Origin of the sequence: Pseudoduganella violaceinigra DSM 15887 (assembly GCF_000425385.1) — a bacterium.
Taxonomy (GTDB): Bacteria; Pseudomonadota; Gammaproteobacteria; order Burkholderiales; family Burkholderiaceae_D; genus Rugamonas; species Rugamonas violaceinigra.
On sequence record NZ_AUDI01000009.1, the window covers coordinates 136,852 to 152,811 of the forward strand.

Genomic DNA, 15,960 nt, shown 5'->3' on the forward strand with positions numbered 1-15,960 from the left:
TGCGACGGAAGCCGCTATTTTACCGCTTTGGCGCACCTTCAGCCGGTAAACCAGCCGATCAGCCGGGCCGGCGGCGGTCGCGCCGCGCTGTCTGCCCCCGCAGGTCGGACACCGCCTTCCCGCTTTCAGGCGTGCGGCCGGGCCTCCTCCTTCAGCGCTTTCATGGCGATTTTCTCGATCAGCCCCGGCGCCAGCAACTTGAGCCAGCGCCCCAGGCGTCCCTTGGCCGTCATCACCACCTCGCGCCGGCGCGCCCGCATGGCGCCCAGGATCAGGCGCGCGCAGTCGGCCACCGGCATCGCCCCCTCCTCGCGCAGGCTGCTCTTGCCCAGCTCTCCGCCCGCCGCGTTGTAGCCGCGGTGGCGGATGCGGGTATCGACCACGCCCGGGTAGGCGGTGGTGACGCTCACCCCATGCGGCTTGAGCTCGGCCCGCAGCGCCTCGAAAAAGCCGGCCATGGCGAACTTGCTGGCGCCGTAGGCGGTGCGCCCCGGCACCCCCACCAGCCCGGCCAGCGAGGACACCGCCACGATGCGCCCGCGCGCCGCTTTCAGGTGCGGCAGCGCGGCGTGGGTGCACCAGATCGCGCCCCACAGGTTGACTTTCATCAGCTCCTCGTACCAGCCCAGGTCCGCCACCTCCTCGAACAGCGCGTGCGCCGAACGCCCGGCGTTGTTGACCAGGCTGTCGATGCGGCCGAAGCGCTGCAGCGCCGCCGCCACCAGCGCCCGGCACTGCGCCTGCTGCGCCACGTCGGTCGGCACCACCAGGGTGGCCGCCCCGGCCGCCGCGCAGTCGGCCGCCACCGCCTGCAGCGCCGCCTCGTTGCGCGCGGCCAGCACCAGCGCCACCGCGTTGCCGCGCGCGCGCGCCAGCTGGCGCGCCATTTCCGCGCCGATGCCGTCCGACGCGCCGGTGATGATGATCACTTCCATTGGCCTCTCCTTTGTGCGCCCCATTATGGAGTAAGATCGCCGCCATGCAAACCACGTCCCCGATCGCCGCCGCCCTGCTGCTGGCGGCCGCCTGCGCCAGCGCGCAGCAAGCCCCCGCCGTCCAGGAGGCGCCGCTGCGCGCCCACCTGGCCTTCCTGGCCGACGACCTGCTGGAGGGGCGCGGCACCGGCCAGCGCGGCGGCGAGCTGGCCGTGCGCTACCTGGAAACCCAGGCCGCCGCCCTCGGCCTGCAGCCGCTGGCCAACGGCCAGTACCGCCAGCCGGTCACCTTCCAGGGCACGCGCCTGCTGCCCGGCAGTTCGATCCGCTTTAGCGCCGGCCCGGCCACGCTGGCGCCGCGCCTGGGCCAGGATGTGCTGATCGGCACGGCCAGCGGCCGCCCGGAGCTGGTGCTGGAGGCGCCGCTGCTGTTTGTCGGCTACGGCGTCAGCGCGCCCGAGGAGCGCTGGGACGACTACAAGGACGCCGACGTGCGCGGCAAGCTCCTGCTGATGCTGGTCAACGACCCGCCGCCCACCGCCGACGAGCCGCAGCGCTTCGCCGGCCAGGCCTACACCTATTACGGGCGCTGGACCTACAAGTTCGAGCAGGCGGCGCGGCGCGGCGCCGCCGGCGCCCTGCTGATCCACACGGACGCCTCGGCCGCCTACGGCTGGCACGTGCCGGCCACCAGCTTCGCGCTGGAGCGCTTCCATGCGCGCGGCGCCGGCAACCAGCTCGAAGGCTGGCTGTCGGAAGACTACGCCCGCCTGCTGCTGCAGGAGGCCGGCTGGTCGCTGGACGCGCTGCGCGCGGCCGCCGAGCGGCGCGACTTCCGCCCGCTGGCGCTGAACATCGGCGCGCGCGCCGAGCTGCACTCACATGTGCGCCAGCTCGAGCAGTTCAACGTGGTCGGCATCGTGCCCGGCAGCGACCCGCGGCTGCAGCACCAGGCCCTCGTGTATTCGGCCCACTGGGACCACCTGGGCCGGGCCGACGACCCGGCCGGCGGCGCGCCGCGCATCTTCAACGGCGCCATCGACAACGCTTCCGGCAGCGCCGCCCTGCTGGCCATGGCCAGCGCCGCCGTGCGCCGGCCGGCGCGCCGCGCCCAGGTCTTCCTGTGGACGGCCGCCGAGGAAGTGGGCATGCACGGCGCCGCCGCCTATGTGGCCCAGCCGGCCTTCCCGCTCAAGGACACGCTGGCCGACCTCAATCTCGATTCCATGAATTTCGCCGGCCGCACGCGCGATATCGGCGTCGCCGGCGCCGAGCGCAGCACCCTGTACGCCAGCGCCGCCAAGGTGGCGCGGCAGATGGGCCTGACGCTGGCGCCGGCCGTGCCCGACCTGTCGGGCGCCTACTTCCGCGCCGACCACGTCCAGTTCGCGCGCGCCGGCGTACCGGCCTTCAATGTCGGTGCGGCCGTGTTCTCCGGCGACGGCCACTTCGCATTCGTCCAGGCGCAGGAGGCCGCCGCCGCGCAGATCGCCGCCTTCAAGGGCGACTACCACACCCCGCGCGACACTTACCACGCGGCCTGGGACTTGGCCGGCATGCTGCAGCAGGCCCAGTTCACCCTCAACCTGGGCTATGCCCTGGCCAACGGCCGCGCCATGCCGCGCTGGCGCGCGGGCGAGCCGTTCGGCCAGGTAGCGCGCTAGGCGGCGCCGCCCGCCAGCGGCCTGGACGGTCGCGGCGCTGCCCGGGCCTGCCGCGCGCGCCCTGGCGCCGCGGCAGCTGGCCATTGCCGGCCCCGCCTGGGCGCCGCCCAGTGCGTGCGTTCCCGCACAGATGCCCCGGCCGTGGGCTCGTAAGCTCGACCTTCTGACCCTACGGAGGAAATGATGGCTGATGACCTGAATTCCCGGCCCGCGTCTGCGGCCGCCGCTGTGTCCCCGGCCGCCTCCCTGGCCGCCACTGTCTTGGCCACCGCCTTGGCCGCCACCCTGGCCGCCACCCTGGCCGCCTGCGGTGGCGGCGGTGGCGGCGGCAGCGCGCCGGTCACGCAGCCGGAAACGCCCGTGCCGACCCCGGCGGCGCCGCTGGTCCTGGCCCTGCGCGAAGTGGCCAGCGGGCTGGCGCAGCCGGTGTTGCTGAACGCCCCGCCCGGCGATGCGCGCCGCTTCATCGTCGAGCGGGCCGGCCGCCTCCGCATCCTGGCCGCGGACGGCAGCCTGCGCAGCGCGCCCTTCCTCGACCTGACCGGCCTGATCAGCACGGACGGCGAGGGCGGCCTGCTGTCGCTGGCCTTCCATCCCGGCTATGCGGCCAACGGCAAGTTCTACATCTACTACACCGACAAGTTCGGCAATATCGCCATCGACGAAGGCCGGGCCTCGGCCGCCAGCGCCGACCTGGCCGACGCCAATTCGCTCAAGCGCGTGATCACCATCCCCCACCCCGGCTATACCAACCACTACGGCGGCATGCTGGCCTTCGGCGCCGACGGCTACCTGTATGCCGGCACCGGCGACGGCGGCGGGGCCGGCGACCCGAACGGCAACGCGCAAAACCTCGGCTCGCTGCTGGGCAAGCTGCTGCGCCTGAAGGTGGACGACCCGCAGCCGCCGCTGTACAACATCCCGGCCGACAATCCCTTTGTCGGCCAGCCCGGCAAGCGCGGCGAGATCTGGGCCTACGGCCTGCGCAATCCCTGGCGCTTCGCCTTCGACGCCGCCGGCGCCGCCCTGTATCTCGCCGACGTCGGCCAGGAGGTGCGCGAGGAAGTCAATGTGGTGCCGGCCGCGCTCAAGGCCGCCAACTATGGCTGGAACCTGATGGAGGGCAGCGGCTGCTTCAACGGCGGCAACTGTTCCACCCAGGGCCTGACCCTGCCGGTCGTCGACTACCTGCACGGCGCCGCCAACGCCAACGGCTGCTCGATCACGGGCGGCTTCGTCTACCGCGGCGCGGCGCTGCCCGAGCTGGCCGGGCGCTACCTGTATTCGGACTACTGCAAGGGTTTCCTGAAGAGCTTCCTGTACGCCAATGGCGCCCTGAGCGAAACCAAGGACTGGGCGGTGGGCGACATCGGCAAGGTGCCCGGCTTCGGCCAGGATGCGGCCGGCGAGCTGTACATGCTGAGCGAAGGCGGCAAGGTGTACCAGATCGTGCGCAAATAGGCGCCGGCGGGCGGGCCCGCTACAATGGACGCTTTCCCACCCGCCCCGCACGCCATGGCCCGATTGACGCTGAGCTTCCCGGACGAGCAATTCTGCTTTTCAACCCCGATGACGGTGCGCGTCACCGATATCAACGGCGCCCGCCACCTGGGCAACGACTCGATGATTTCCATGATCTCGGAAGCGCGGGCGCGCTTCCTGTTCGAGTTCGGCGTGCGCGAGAGCGAAGGCGACGGGACCGGCATCATCGTCACCGACCTGGCCACCACCTACCGCGCCGAAGCCCATGCGCGCGACCAGCTGCTGTTCGAGGTGGGCGTGATGGACTTCAACAAGTATGGCGGCGACGTGATCTTCCGCATCACCCGCCCGGCCGACGCCACCCTGGTGGCGATGGCCAAGCAGGGCTTCGTGTTTTACCACTACGGCCACGGCCAGGTGGTGCCGATGCCGGACGACTTCCGCGCCAAGTTCAGCCGCGTGAACTGGGTCGACTGAGCTGGCCTACTTCCTGCTCAGCTGCGTGGGGCTGCCGAAGGTGGCGCGGAACCACGCATCGACCATCGGCTTCTCATAGCGCAGCGCGTCGCCGCTGGCATAGCGGTTCAAGCCGTCCAGGTACATCATGTTCTTCAAATGCTCCTGGCCGCTGGCCAGCACCTTGCCGTCTTGTTCCAGGCTGTACTGCAGCGTCATGGTGGGCCAGTCGGCGCCGCCGCGCAGCACCCGGATATCGTGAATCAAGTGGCGGCGCGGCTCGACCCGGCCGGCCAGGTCCAGGTCGGTCACCGTGATGCGCAGCTGCTGATTGGCGGGCAGCTGCTGGCCCAGATGCTGGAAGTGCTCGCCCAGCTCTTTCAGCAATTGGGTGCGCTCCTGCTCCCAGAACGGTACGTCGGCGAATTTTTCCGGTTCCTGGAAGGTCACGGTCACCGTGCCCGCCGAGGCGGCGCCGGCGGCGGCCAGCAGCAAGGCGGCGGCAATCCAGTAGCGAGTGAGGCGTTTCATGATGGCGGTCCTTTCATGCGAGAGCTTCCATAGTACTCCTGCGGCGCCGCCGCGCCGCGCTTGAAACAATTTCTGACAACTGCCACGCGCCAGCAAAGGTGCGGGCGCGCACAGCGCGGCAGGCGCGCCGCGGCGACACTGGCCGGCAAGGAGGAGCCCATGCCCGAAGGCCCGTCGATCGTCATCCTCACCGAACAGGCGCAGGCCTTCGCCGGCCGCACCATCGCCGCCGCCAGCGGCAACAGCAAGGCCGTGCCGTTTGCCGAGCTGCCCGGCCAGCCGCTGCTATCGCTGCGCAGCTGGGGCAAGCATTTCCTGCTCGAACTGCCGCTGTACACGCTGCGCATCCACTTCCTGCTGTTCGGCAGCTACCGCATCGACGAGCGCAAGGACGGCGCGGCGCCGCGCCTGGCCCTGCACTTCGAGGAAGGCGGCGAGCTGAACTTCTACGCCTGCTCGGTCAAGCTGGTGGAAGGCGACCTGGCCCAGGCGTACGACTGGCGCGCCGACGTCATGTCGCCGCACTGGAGCGCCCGCCTGGCGCTGAAGAAACTGCGCGCGCAGCCCGCGCGCCTGGTGTGCGACGCCCTGCTCGACCAGGACATCTTTGCTGGTGTCGGCAATATCATCAAGAACGAAGTCCTGTTCCGCTTGCGCCTGCATCCGCTGTCGCTGGTCGGCGCATTACCGCAGGGAAAATTGCGCGCCCTGGTGCAGCAGGCGCGCCAATACAGTTTCGACTTCAAGGCCTGGAAGCTGGCCTTCGTCCTGAAACAGCACTGGCAAGTGCACAACCGCAGCATCTGCCCGCGCTGCCAGCGCACGCTGCAGCGTGCCCACCTGGGACTGAGCCAGCGCCGCAGCTTCTGGTGCGGGCACTGCCAAAAGCGGTATGGCGCCGACGGGTGAAGGCGGCACGGCGCGCGCCTTGCTTGTTGTTAAGAACAATCGTCCGGACTACAATCGGCCCGAGGCAGCGCACACCGGCGCCTCGCCCAGACCGCCTGTCACATTAGGAAGTTACCCTATGGCTTTCCTGTCGCCCGCCGCCCCCAACGCCGCGCCCTGGCGCATCCTGCTGGTCGACGACGAGCCGGACATCCACGACATCACCCAGCTGACGCTGCGCCGTTTCCGCCTGGACGGGCGCGGCCTGGAATTCCTGCATGCCTACAGCGGCGCCCAAGCCAAGCAAGTGCTGGCGGCGGAAGCGGACATCGCCCTGGTCTTTCTCGACGTCGTGATGGAACAGGAAGACGCCGGCCTGGAAGTGGCGCGCTGGCTGCGCCAGGACCTGGGCAACCAGTTCACCCGCATCGTGCTGCGCACCGGCCAGCCGGGCCAGGCGCCGGAAGAGCGCGTGATTGTCGACTACGACATCAACGACTACAAGGAAAAGACCGAGCTCGACCGCACCAAGCTGTTCACCACCACCTTCGCCGCCCTGCGCGCCTACCGCGACATCATGAAGGTGGACGCCGCGCGCCGGCAGCAGCTGCACTACCGCGAAGGCCTGGAGCGCGTGCTCGCCGCCTCGGCCCACCTCTTCCAGCAGCGCAACCTGAAAGACTTCGCCGGCGGCTTGCTGCAGCAAGTGGTGGCCCTGCTGCGCCTGGAACACAGCATGCTGCTGCGCCTGCGCGGCGCCAGCGCCGTCAGCGGCCAGACCGATTATGAAATCCTGGCCCAGATCGGGCGCGACGAAGGCAGCCTGCTGACGCCGCAACTGCTGGCCCAGCTCAAGGACGCCGAGCGCAACCGGATCTCGCGCCTGACCGGCGACACCTTCGTCGGCTACTTCCCGAACAGCAGCGGCAAAGCCTCGCTGCTGGTGCTGCAGGGCGTGGAAGAAATCTCCGAGCTCGACCAGCAGCTGCTGGAAATCTTCTGCAGCGGCGTGGCGATCGCCTTCGACAACATCCTGCTGACGCAGGAGATCACCGACACGCAGGCCGAGCTGATCATGCGCCTGGGCGACGTGGTCGAATCGCGCTCGAATGAAGCGGGCAACCACGTCCGGCGGATCGCCGAATTGTGCCAGCTGCTGGCGCGTGCCGCCGGCATGTCGGACGAGGAAACCGCCGTGCTCAAGCACGCCGCCCCGATGCACGACATCGGCAAGATCGCCACACCGGACGCGGTGCTGCTCAAGCCGGGCAAACTCGACGCGGCCGAATGGGAAATCATGAAGCAGCACCCGGTGGTGGGCCTATCGATCCTGGACGGCTCGCAGCGGCCGATCCTGAAAGCGGCCGCCGTGATCGCCCACCAGCACCACGAAAAATTCGACGGCAGCGGCTACCCGCAAGGCCTGCGCGGCGAGGCCATCCACGAATACGCCCGCATCGTCGCGGTCGCCGACGTGTTCGACGCCCTGCTGCACAAGCGCTGCTACAAAGACGCCTGGCCGGTCGAACAAGTGGTGGCCCACCTGCGGGAAGTCGCCGGCCAGCATCTGGACCCGAAGTATGTGGAACTGATGGTGCAGCACATCGACCAAGCGCTGGCCATCAACGCACGCTTGCCGGATTAAAGTCGGGGTCAGGTCTGTCATTTGGACAGGCAGCACGTTCGTTTGATCTCGCTCAATATCTCGCTTTTCGCAGATAATCAAAACACGCCATTCTTGCCGATGGGGCGCGCTTTGATAGGGATCAAAGGTGCGCGGCGGCTGTCCAAATGACAGACCTGACCCCGACTTTCTGACCCCGACTTTTTATTTGCTACGCTGGTCGCGGGGGAAGCGCAGGCGGTAGTGCAGACCCATGCCGGGCGCGCTGGTCACGTGGACCGTGCCGCCCAGCGGGCCCGTCACCAGGTTGAACAGGATGTGCGCCCCCAGGCCGCTGCCGCCGTTGCCGCGCTTGGTGGTGAAGAAGGGGTCGAATAATTGCTGCAGCGTGGCCGCGTCCATGCCGACGCCGTCGTCGCTGTAGTCGAACAGGATGTGCTCGCCGTCCCGCTTGCCGCTGATGCGGATCGTGCCTGGCCGCCCTTCCGCAAAGCCGTGCACCAGGGAATTCACCACCATATTCGTGACGATCTGCGAGACGGCGCCGGGAAAGCTTTCGCAGTCGATGTCGGGCGGGCAGTCGATCGCGACGGTGATCGGCTTGCCTTTGAGCTTGGGCTGCAGCGACAGCAACACTTCGTCCAGGTATTTGCGCAGGTTGAAGTGGCGGATGTTTTCCGAGGATTGGTCGACCGCCACCTGCTTGAAGCTGCGCACCAGCGCGGCGGCGCGCTGGGTGTTGGTGGTCATGATTTTCAGCGACTGGTCGGCGGTGCTGAAGAACTGGTGCAGGCCATCTTCGTCGAGGGTGCCTTCGGCCAGGTCGAGGCGGCACAGCCGCAGTTCTTCCACCAGGTGGCTGGTGGCGGTGACGCAGATGCCGAGCGGGGTATTGATTTCATGGGCGACGCCGGCCACCAGGCGGCCCAGGGAGGCGAGCTTTTCCTGGCGCACCAGTTCCGTCTGCGCGGCCTGCAGCTGCGCCAGGGCGCTGGCCAGGGCGCTGTTCTGTTCTTCCAGGGCGGCCTTGGCGCGCCGCATGGCGAGGTCGGCGCGGGTGCGGGCGATGGCGGCGGCCGTGTGGCTGGCCACATAGGCCAGGATGTCGAGATCGGCCTGGGTGTAGGTCACCGTGGCGTCGTAGCTTTGCACGATGATCACGCCCAGCGCCTGTTCGCCCACCAGCATCGGCACGCCGATCCAGCTGGCGATGGCCTGGTTGCCGAGCGGCTCGCGGACCTCGCCCCTGGCCAGCAACGCGGCGAAGGCCGGCCCGTCGAGCAGCATGGGCTGGCGCTTCTTCAGCACGTAGGAGCTCATGCCGATGCCATAAGCAAAGCGCGGGCGCGGCGCCTGCGCGTCCTTTTCGTCGGCGAAATAGGGAATCGAGATGTCGCCGCGTTTGGGGTGGTAAAGGGCGACGAGGAAGTTGCGCGCCGGGATCAGGCTGCCGACAATGCCATGCAGGCGGGCATACAGGACGCCGGCGTCCGATTCGGCCGAGGCGGAGGCGGACAGGCTGGCGATGCCATACAGGGCGCGCTGCAGGCGTTCGGCCTTGCTGCGTTCGGCCACTTCGCGCTCCAGCTCCAGGGTGCGCTGGCGTACGGCGCGTTCGAGCCGGTCCATGCTTTGCAGGCCTTGCAGGGCGCTCGAGACGTGGTTGGCGATTTGCGCGAACAGGGCCTGGTCTTCTTCGCTGTAGGTGTGCTCCTGGTCGTAGCTCTGGATCACCATGGCGCCCAGGACGGCGTGGTCCTGGTCCAGCAGCGGGCAGCCGATCCAGTGCTCGGCCACGGTGCCCAGGCCGAAGGCGTCGTGCTCTTCGCGCGCGCGCTGCTCGTCGCCCGTCATCACCAGGCGCTGCCGGTTGAGGATGACCCATGCGGTGGGCGACTGGTCGGGCGTGGCCAGCTGCACCAGTTGCGCCTTGCTGGGCGGCTCGTCGGCTTCGTCGACGAAATAGACGAAACGCACCGCGTTGCCGGGGGCGTCGCGCTCGCTCAGGGCAACGTAGAAATTGGCCGCGTACATGATGCGGCCCAGGGCCGCGTGCACCGATTGCAGGAACACGGTGATGTCGGTGCAGCTGTTGGACAGTTGCCCGATCTCCAGCAGGATTTCCTGGACGGCTTCCAGGCGGCGCAGGCGGCTTTCCATTGTCTTCCCATGGTTAGATGCGTCAGGGCAATATAGCAGGCGGGACGCGGGCTAGCCAGCGGAAAACCAGGCCCGCGTGCACCGCGGGCGCGATCGGTTTGCGGCAGGTCAATGCAGGGAGATGGCCGGCCGTTGCGGCGGCAGGATGGGCGGACCGAGCGGCGTGATGCGCGGGTCGATGGCCGGATCCGGCGTCTGGTATTTAAAGGGATTGATGATAATCGGTGGGATCGTCGGTGGCGCCGAGGGCGGGCCTTTGGGGCCGCCGCCGAAGCATGACGTGGCGCTGCGCTGGCGCGGTTCGCTGTCGATTCCCAGGAGCAACGATTGGCTCCCGTCTCTTCCTAGCCAAGCCATATTTCCCTCCATCTCAGAGATCGGATATTCAGTATAGGCAAAGAGTTAATCAATTCAAGCAGGGATGCCGCTGTTTTTCCATTCATCATCGGAATTCCACCGTTCGTCGCAATCCAGTGGCTGGGCCGCGGGGCGCGGCCTAGAGTGACACCATGTTCAACGCCACGAGGCCCATCATGAAAAAGTTCCTTGCCTTCTCCCTGCTCGCCTTCGTCGTCGCCATGCTGGCGGCGTGGACGCTGATCGACAGCAACGATATGGTGGTCAGCTTCGGCGACCGCGATATCGATGGCCCGCTGGGCGCCCTGCTGGGCACGGCGATCGCCGGCGGCGTGTTTGCCATCGTGGCGGTGGTACTGACCGTCGTGGCGGTACTGGTCGGGGTGGTGATGGCCGGGGTCGGCGTGCTGATGCTGTGCGGCCTGGCCTTGGGCGTGGTGGTGGCAGTGGCGGCCATGTCGCCCCTGTTCCTGCCGCTGCTGCTGCCGTTCGCCATCTACTGGCTGATGAAGCGCAAGGGCCGCCAACAGGCCGCCGCGCCCAGCCTGGGACATACCCCGGCCTGATGGCCCGCACCGGGTGCTAGAATGCAATTTTGGCAACCACCGGAATTGCATCCATGCGCCCAACCCTCCTGCTGCTCCCCCTCGCCCTCTCGCTGTCCCTGCCCGCCCACGCCGACCCGCTTGACGACGCCATCCTGGCGGAGATGAGCCGCAGCCATATTCCCGGCGTGTCGATCGCCGTCGTGAAGGACGGCAAGATCATCCGCGAGCAAGGCTATGGCCTGGCCGACATCGAGAACAACGTCAAGGTCACGCCGGACACCGTGTTCCAGTCCGGTTCGGTCGGCAAGACCTTCACCGCGGCGCTGGTGATGCTGCTGGTGCAGGACGGCAAACTGGCGCTGGCCGATCCGGTCTCGAAATACCTGGCCAACACCCCCAAGGCCTGGGAAGGCATCACCATCCGCCACCTGCTGACCCACACATCCGGCCTGGGCGACCCGTACGCCAAGCTCGACCTGACCAAGGATTACACGGAAGAGGAGCTGATCGCGCTGGAGGCGCAAATCCCCATGCTGTTCGCGCCGGGCGAGAAATGGTCGTATTCGAATATGGGTTACCACCTGCTCGGCTTCATCTGCAACAAGGCCGGCGGCAAGTTCTACGGCGATCAGCTGCGCGAGCGCATTTTCGCGCCGCTCGACATGGGCACGCGCATCATCAGCGAAGCCGACATCGTGCCGCACCGCGCGCATGGCTATGAGCGCAAGGGCGGCAAGCTGGTCAACCAGTCCTGGGTGGCGCCGCGCCTGAACACCACGGCGGACGGCAGCCTGTACCTGACGGCGCGCGACCTGGCGAAATGGGATCTGGCGCTGTACGGCGACCAGGTGCTGCCGGCCAGCGTGCGCCAGGCCAGTTGGACGCCGGCCCGGCTGAACGACGGCAAGGCCACCGAATACGGCTACGGCTGGCAGCTGTTCGAGCGCAACGGCCACAAAACCATCGCCCACGGCGGCGCATGGCAAGGCTTCCGCGCCCAGCTGTACCGCTTCGTGGACGACAAGCTGTCGGTGGTGGTGCTGGCCAATTCCGCCAGCGCCCGCCCCGCCAAGCTGGGCGATATCGTCGCCGCCCACTACCTGCCGGCGCTGGCGCCCAAGCCGGCGCCGGCCATCGCCGATACCGAACCGGCCGTGGCCGAGCGCGTCCGCGCCATGTTCGCCCGCATCGCCGACGGCAAGCCGCCGGAGGGCGTGAGCGACAAGGTGGCCGCTGCGCTGTCGCCGGAATTCATCGCCATGGTCGCCGACGACTTGCGCGACTGGGGTGCGCTGAACCGGGTGGAGGCGCTGTCGCGCAGCGTCGACGGCGAAGTGCGCAAGTACAGCTACCGCCTGAACTATGCCTCCGGGACCTTGCTGGTGGAGTTCGCGCTGGGCAAAAGCGACAAGATCGACCAGCTGCGCATGCGCCCCGAGTAATCAGCCGTCCACGCGGTTGCGGCCGCCGCGCTTGGCGCGGTACAGCGCCTGGTCGGCGCGCACCAGGGCGGCGTCGCCATTGCGCTCCAATGGCGACAGGCTGGCGATGCCGATGCTGACCGTGATGGCGACCTGGCTGCCGTCGCGCCCCATCGGCGTGTCGGCGATGCGCTGGCGCAGGCGTTCGGCGAAGGCGCGCGCCGCGTCCAGGTCGGCGCCCGGCAACAGGATGGCGAATTCCTCGCCGCCGACGCGGCCCAGCATGTCGATCTTGCGCTGCGAGTCGCGCATCAGGCCGGCCAGGTGGCGCAGCACCGCGTCGCCCCAGTCGTGGCCATGTTCGTCGTTGATGTGCTTGAAGTGGTCGATGTCGAGCATCAGCACGGCGGCGCGGCCGCCGACGTCGCGCTGCAGGCGGGCCTGCTCGTCTTCCAGGCGCGCCATGAATTCGCGCCGGTTCGGCAGGCCGGTCAGGTAGTCGGTGCTGGCCAGCTGCACCAGTTCATCGTTCAAGCGCTTGCGCTCCGTGATGTCGAGGGTGGAGACGATCACGAAATCGAGCGCGTGCTCGTGGCCCGGCATCACCAGCAAGGTCAATTCATTCTGGCGCTCGACCCCGTCCAGGCGCAGGAAGCTGCCTTCGCCCTGGAACAGGTGGGCGCCCTGCAGCAGCGCCTGCAGCGCGCGGCCGAACACCGGCAGCGCCGGCGGCGCGAAGTTCTGCGCCAGGCCCAGCCTGCCGGGCTGCTTGTCGGCGGCAGCGGCGCCCACCTGGGCCAGGGCGGCGGCGTTGACGTCGGTGATGCGCACCCGCTGCGCCAGGCGCGGCAGCTCGCGGGGATGGTCCTGCAGCCACTGCGCCAGGTCGTCCACGCCGGCGTCGGCCAGCTCCTGCAAGGCGGCGCGCACGGCCGACCAGTCCTGCTGCCACAAGGCCACCGGCGCGTGGTCGTACAAGCTGCGAAAGCGCGCTTCGCCGACACGCAGGGCGGCGGCGGCGCGCGCCTGCTCCACGGCGATGCCGGCCAGGCTGGCGGCCTGGTCGAGCAGGGCGATATGGGCCACGCTGGGGCGCTGCGGTTCGCGGTGGTAAATGGCGAAGGAGCCCAGGATCTTGCCGTTGGCGCCGTGCACCGGTTCCGACCAGCAGGCCCCCAGCCCATTGTCCAGGGCCAGCTCGCGGTAAGGCGTCCACAGCGGGTCGGTGCCGATATCGTCGACGATGACGCGGCAGTTGCTGCGGACCGCCTTGCCGCATGCGCCGTTGCCGGCATCGATCGCCAAGCCGTGGATGGCGCGATTGAACGCGGGCGGCAGGCTGGGGCCGGCGGCCACGAACAGGTGACGGCCCTCCTCGTCCAGCAGCATGACGCTGCAGATCATGCCGGGATTGACCGCTTCGATGCCGCGCAGCAGGCTATCCAGCACTTGCTGCAGCGGCGCGCCGGCGGCCAGCAGCTCCAGCACCTGGTGGCGCCCTTCTTCGCGCCGTTCGTTCAGGGTGCGCTCGGTGATGTCGCGGAAGGACCAGAGGCGCGCCGCCTCGCTGCCCAGGTGCAGCGGGCGCGTGGCCACTTCCAGCACGCGCCCGTCGCGCATCGGCAGCTGGCTGTGGCTGTCCTCCGGCGCCTGGTCCTGGCGCGCGCAGGCTTGCCGGAAGGCCTCGGGCTGCTCCAGCTGGGCCGCCATATGGGCCAACAGGATGGCGCCATCGTTCTGCCAGTCCAGCTGTTCGGGCACATTCCACAACTGGCGGAAGCGGCGGTTGGAATTCAGCACGGCGCCGCGGTAGTTGTCGACCAGGATGCCGTCCACCGTCGAATCGAGGATGCAGCGCAAGACCGCCTGGCTGGCTTGCGCATGTTCGGCCATGGCCAGCAGGGTTTCCTGGCCTTCGCGCAATTCGTCGCCCATGCGGCTGCTCTGGTCCAGCGCCACGCGCAGGCGCTGGCGGCTTTCCGCCAGCACATAGGCCAGCAGCGCCAGCAAGGCGCTCATGAGCAGGCCGCCCAGCGCAATGGCGTGCGGCTTGTCGGACAGGACGCCGCCAGGCCTGGGCAGGGCGCTGACCTGCAGCGTCCAGCGCCGCCCGGCCAAGTGCAGCGGCTTGAGGGTGTGGCGGCGGTCGCCGTTGGCGGTGAGCGCCGGCGCGCTGTCGAACAGGCGGTTCTCCAGCTTCGGCTCCTCGCCGTCGTAGATGGCCACGGCGAGGCCGCGCAGCGCATCCTGGCCCAGCGCCCCCATCACGTCGCCGATGCGAAACGGCGCGTAGACCCAGCCCGCCAGCGCGGCGCGGCGCTGGCGCTGGGTGGCGCGCCCCATGCCGTTCTGGTAGATGGGCAGCGCCACTAGAAAGCCGGCCTGCACCGGGCCGGCGCCGTCCTGCTTGAGCAGCAGCTTGCCGCTCATGGCCGGCAGGCCGCTGTCGCGCGCCTGCTCGAAGGCGGCGCGGCGCACCGGTTCGGCCAGGCCGTCGTAGCCGAAAGCTTGCAGGTTGCTGCCCGTGAAGGGCTCGAGGTAGACCACCGGCGCGTACTGGCTGCGCTGGCCGGGCGGGGTGACCGCGTAGTCGGGGAAGCCGTCGGCCTGGACCCGGGCGATATGGTGCGCCAGCTGGGCGGCCGGCACCAGGCGCATATAGCCGATGCCCTGCAGGCCCGGGAAGTTCTGGGCCAGTTCCAGGCGTTCGATATAGGTGTGGAATTCGCGCCGGTCGACAAAATCGGAGCTGGCGAACAAGCCCTGCACGCCATACAGCAGCTGCACATACGCCTGCATGCGCGCGGCGACATGATTGGCCAGTTCGCGCGCGCGGTACTCGAAGTCGGCATTGGCGTCGCGCCGGGCGTCGGCCTGGGCGCCCCACCAGACGCTGGCCGTGGCCGTCAGGCACAGCGCGGCCACCAACCCCGCCAGCAGGCGGGGCTGGAGCAAGCGCTGCGACAGCGGGCTGGCTGGTGGCCTGTGCATACCCGCATACTAGTTTATTTAGGGCAAAGAAATTGCCCTATAGAAAAAGTCAATCGGCGCCAGCGGGGCGATTGTGACTGGAAGTGGCATGGTACAGGCGGTAGCCGCGCGCGCGCAGCTCGCAGGCCGGGCATGTGCCGCAGCCGTAGCCCCAGTCGTGCAGCTCGCCGCGTTCGCCCTTGTAGCAGGTGTGGGTATCGGCGCGGATCAGGTCGACCAGCTGGCGCCCGCCCAGGCGTTCGGCCAGCTGCCAGGTTTGCGACTTGTCCAGCCACATCAGCGGCGTTTCCAGCTTGTTGCGGGTATCCATGCCCAGGTTGAGGGCCACCTGCAGCGCCTTCATGGTGTCATCGCGGCAGTCGGGATAGCCGGAAAAATCGGTTTCGCACATGCCGCCCACCAGCACGGTCAGGCCGCGCCGGTAGGCCACGGTGGCGGCCACGGTCATGAACAGCAGGTTGCGGCCGGGGACGAAGGTGTTGGGCAGGCCGTTTTCCTGCATTTCGATCTCGATGTCTTCGGTCATGGCCGTTTTCGACAGCTGCGAGATCAGGCCCAGGTCGACCATATGGTCCTCGCCCAGGCGGGCCGCCCATTCCGGCTTCAGGCTGCGCAGCTGTTCCAGCACGCGCGGGCGCACGGCCAGCTCGATGGCATGGCGCTGGCCATAATCGAAGCCGATGGTTTCGACGCGCGGATAGCGCTCGAGGGCCCATGCCAGGCAGGTGGTCGAGTCCTGTCCACCGCTGAACAGGACCAGTGCGGCGTCGTTAGTCAGCATCGCTTCACTTTCTCTTGGTTGCTTCTGGTTTTAAAAAGTCTTAGGGGTACGCCCACTTTTCTGCTGATCCGGTAACATTCGGTTTCGACTTCCAGAGCGCAGATCACGAATTTTGGCACAAA

General features: G+C 68.5%; 13 protein-coding genes. 7 read left to right on the plus strand and 6 right to left on the minus strand.

Annotated features, from left to right (window positions below; all coding sequences use genetic code 11):
- Positions 1-125: 125 nt before the first annotated feature.
- Positions 126-935: an SDR family oxidoreductase gene (locus H597_RS0106915; protein ID WP_028101485.1), complete on the minus strand. Its 810-nt coding sequence runs from the start codon at positions 933-935 to the stop codon at positions 126-128.
- 44 nt (positions 936-979) lie between these two features.
- Here H597_RS0106915 and H597_RS0106920 point away from each other — a divergent pair, with 44 nt between their 5' ends.
- The 3 genes from H597_RS0106920 to H597_RS0106930 all read left to right on the plus strand — a co-directional run bounded on the left by H597_RS0106920 (position 980) and on the right by H597_RS0106930 (position 4,558).
- The gene (locus tag H597_RS0106920; protein ID WP_028101486.1) at positions 980-2,599 is read left to right on the plus strand and encodes a M28 family peptidase; all 1,620 of its coding nucleotides are present in this window, start codon (positions 980-982) and stop codon (positions 2,597-2,599) included.
- Between the two features lie 180 nt (positions 2,600-2,779).
- On the plus strand, positions 2,780-4,060 hold the full coding sequence (locus tag H597_RS30050; RefSeq protein WP_083940985.1) for a PQQ-dependent sugar dehydrogenase: 1,281 nt from the start codon (positions 2,780-2,782) through the stop codon (positions 4,058-4,060).
- Positions 4,061-4,114: 54 nt separating this feature from the next.
- Positions 4,115-4,558 (plus strand): thioesterase family protein, encoded by a 444-nt coding sequence (locus H597_RS0106930; RefSeq protein ID WP_028101487.1) that lies wholly within the window; start codon positions 4,115-4,117, stop codon positions 4,556-4,558.
- A 6-nt stretch (positions 4,559-4,564) separates the two neighbouring features.
- Here the strand turns inward: H597_RS0106930 and H597_RS0106935 are convergent, their stop codons facing one another.
- The gene (locus tag H597_RS0106935; RefSeq protein ID WP_028101488.1) at positions 4,565-5,068 is read right to left on the minus strand and encodes a DUF3016 domain-containing protein; all 504 of its coding nucleotides are present in this window, start codon (positions 5,066-5,068) and stop codon (positions 4,565-4,567) included.
- A gap of 159 nt (positions 5,069-5,227) precedes the next feature.
- Between H597_RS0106935 and H597_RS0106940 the strand changes: the two genes are divergently transcribed.
- Both H597_RS0106940 and H597_RS0106945 read left to right on the plus strand, forming a co-directional pair.
- Entirely contained in the window at positions 5,228-5,977 is a 750-nt protein-coding gene (locus H597_RS0106940) for a DNA-formamidopyrimidine glycosylase family protein (protein ID WP_028101489.1), read from the plus strand.
- Positions 5,978-6,095: 118 nt separating this feature from the next.
- Entirely contained in the window at positions 6,096-7,601 is a 1,506-nt protein-coding gene (locus tag H597_RS0106945; protein WP_028101490.1) for a response regulator, read from the plus strand.
- Between the two features lie 183 nt (positions 7,602-7,784).
- On the opposite strand, the gene H597_RS0106950 is transcribed toward H597_RS0106945, so the two are convergent.
- Together H597_RS0106950 and H597_RS0106955 are read right to left on the minus strand one after the other, a co-directional pair.
- Positions 7,785-9,740: a sensor histidine kinase gene (locus tag H597_RS0106950; protein WP_028101491.1), complete on the minus strand. Its 1,956-nt coding sequence runs from the start codon at positions 9,738-9,740 to the stop codon at positions 7,785-7,787.
- 108 nt (positions 9,741-9,848) lie between these two features.
- On the minus strand, positions 9,849-10,064 hold the full coding sequence (locus H597_RS0106955; protein ID WP_028101492.1) for a hypothetical protein: 216 nt from the start codon (positions 10,062-10,064) through the stop codon (positions 9,849-9,851).
- Between the two features lie 209 nt (positions 10,065-10,273).
- Between H597_RS0106955 and H597_RS0106960 the strand changes: the two genes are divergently transcribed.
- The gene (locus H597_RS0106960; RefSeq protein ID WP_028101493.1) at positions 10,274-10,663 is read left to right on the plus strand and encodes a hypothetical protein; all 390 of its coding nucleotides are present in this window, start codon (positions 10,274-10,276) and stop codon (positions 10,661-10,663) included.
- A 53-nt stretch (positions 10,664-10,716) separates the two neighbouring features.
- Positions 10,717-12,087, plus strand: a complete 1,371-nt coding sequence (locus H597_RS0106965) for a serine hydrolase domain-containing protein (RefSeq protein WP_035373362.1) — start codon at positions 10,717-10,719, stop codon at positions 12,085-12,087.
- On the opposite strand, the gene H597_RS0106970 is transcribed toward H597_RS0106965, so the two are convergent.
- Together H597_RS0106970 and queC are read right to left on the minus strand one after the other, a co-directional pair.
- Complete coding sequence (locus tag H597_RS0106970; protein WP_035373365.1) at positions 12,088-15,057, minus strand: CHASE domain-containing protein; 2,970 nt, start codon at positions 15,055-15,057, stop codon at positions 12,088-12,090. It lies immediately after the preceding gene.
- A gap of 49 nt (positions 15,058-15,106) precedes the next feature.
- On the minus strand, positions 15,107-15,838 hold the full coding sequence (queC, locus tag H597_RS0106975) for a 7-cyano-7-deazaguanine synthase QueC (RefSeq protein ID WP_028101496.1): 732 nt from the start codon (positions 15,836-15,838) through the stop codon (positions 15,107-15,109).
- Between the last annotated feature and the right edge of the window lie 122 nt (positions 15,839-15,960).

Coding starts and splice junctions, on each gene's coding strand:
- H597_RS0106915 (WP_028101485.1), bottom strand. CDS start 935: ATGGAAGTGATCATCATCACCGGCGCGTCGGACGGCATCGGCGCGGAA.
- H597_RS0106920 (WP_028101486.1), top strand. CDS start 980: ATGCAAACCACGTCCCCGATCGCCGCCGCCCTGCTGCTGGCGGCCGCC.
- H597_RS30050 (WP_083940985.1), top strand. CDS start 2,780: ATGATGGCTGATGACCTGAATTCCCGGCCCGCGTCTGCGGCCGCCGCT.
- H597_RS0106930 (WP_028101487.1), top strand. CDS start 4,115: ATGGCCCGATTGACGCTGAGCTTCCCGGACGAGCAATTCTGCTTTTCA.
- H597_RS0106935 (WP_028101488.1), bottom strand. CDS start 5,068: ATGAAACGCCTCACTCGCTACTGGATTGCCGCCGCCTTGCTGCTGGCC.
- H597_RS0106940 (WP_028101489.1), top strand. CDS start 5,228: ATGCCCGAAGGCCCGTCGATCGTCATCCTCACCGAACAGGCGCAGGCC.
- H597_RS0106945 (WP_028101490.1), top strand. CDS start 6,096: ATGGCTTTCCTGTCGCCCGCCGCCCCCAACGCCGCGCCCTGGCGCATC.
- H597_RS0106950 (WP_028101491.1), bottom strand. CDS start 9,740: ATGGAAAGCCGCCTGCGCCGCCTGGAAGCCGTCCAGGAAATCCTGCTG.
- H597_RS0106960 (WP_028101493.1), top strand. CDS start 10,274: ATGAAAAAGTTCCTTGCCTTCTCCCTGCTCGCCTTCGTCGTCGCCATG.
- H597_RS0106965 (WP_035373362.1), top strand. CDS start 10,717: ATGCGCCCAACCCTCCTGCTGCTCCCCCTCGCCCTCTCGCTGTCCCTG.
- H597_RS0106970 (WP_035373365.1), bottom strand. CDS start 15,057: ATGCACAGGCCACCAGCCAGCCCGCTGTCGCAGCGCTTGCTCCAGCCC.
- queC (WP_028101496.1), bottom strand. CDS start 15,838: ATGCTGACTAACGACGCCGCACTGGTCCTGTTCAGCGGTGGACAGGAC.